The organism is Variovorax sp. 20P10.2.4 (assembly GCF_058244205.1).
The window spans coordinates 1-1,102 of the sequence record NZ_JBZAYE010001178.1 but is presented as its reverse complement, the minus strand read 5'-3'; the positions used below and the strand labels follow the sequence as shown (position 1 = coordinate 1,102).

The 1,102-nt window shown below is 70.5% G+C and carries 1 protein-coding gene; it reads left to right on the top strand.

Annotated features, from left to right (window positions below; genetic code table 11):
* Nucleotides 1-179 precede the first annotated feature (179 nt).
* On the top strand, nucleotides 180-1,102 hold a 923-nt coding region (locus tag AC27VN_RS42110; RefSeq protein ID WP_490880609.1), incomplete at its 3' end, for a LacI family DNA-binding transcriptional regulator.

The following is a 1,102-nucleotide window of genomic DNA, read 5'->3' as shown; positions in this document are numbered from 1 at the left end:
GCGCGGCCGTTGCCCACGAGTTGGGGATCGCCGCCGGCAGCCTGGCCGCCACCTACCACCAGCACCGTGCGGCCGGCGAAATCGTGCCTTGTTTCTGAGAACGTTTCCATATCGATTCCAAGGTTAAAGTGAGCGCGCGGGAGGCCGCAATCCATGGAACGTTTGCATAAGGGAAAACTATGAGCCGAACGCCCAGCCAGGCAGTCTCTCTGCGCGACGTGGCGCGCGCCGCCGAGACCTCGGTGGCCACCGTCTCGCGCGTGCTCAACCACAGCGGCTACGTCAGCGCCGAGGTGCGCAAGCGCGTCGAGAAGGCCGCGCAGGGCATCGGCTACGTGCCGAACTTCAGCGCGCGGCACCTGAAGACCGGGCGCAGCAAGGCGATCGGCTTCATGGTCTCGAACATGGCCAATCCCTTCCTCTCGGCCTTCTTCGCGGCGGTCGAGGCGCGGCTGCAGTCCGAGGGCTTCTCGGTGCTGGTCGGCAGCACCTTCGACCAGCCGCAGCGCGAGGCGCAGCTGCTGCACCTGTTCGAGAACCGGCGGCTCGAGGGCGTGTTCGTCTCGCCGAGCCGGGAGGACCTGCCCGCGGCACAGGACGCCTTCGCGCGCTGCAAGCTGCCGCTGGTGGTGCTCGACCGCGAGACCGGCTTCGAGGCCGACGCGGTCTGCCAGGACCACCGCCAGGGCGTGGCCACGGCGGTCGACTACCTGGTGTCGCTGGGCCACCGGCGCATCGCGCTGTTCGGTCCCAATCCCGCGATCCGGCCCGGGCGCGAGAAGCTGCTCGGCTACCGCGACGGCCTGCGGCGCGCGGGCCTCGGCTATGACGAGGCGCTGGTGTGCATGCTGAGCTCGGCCATCGAGTCCTCGGCCGCGCAGATGGACGCGATGCTCGCGCTCGCGGCACCGCCCACCGCGCTGATCGCGCTCGGCACGCGGCTGCTGTCGGGCGCGCTGCGCAGCGCGCGCGAACGCGGCCTGCGCATTCCGGCGCAGCTGTCGGTGGTGGGCATCGGCACCGACGATGCCTTCGCGCTGATGGACCCGCCGCTGACCACCTTGCGCTTCGACATCGAGGGCGCCGCGCATGCCGCGGCCGA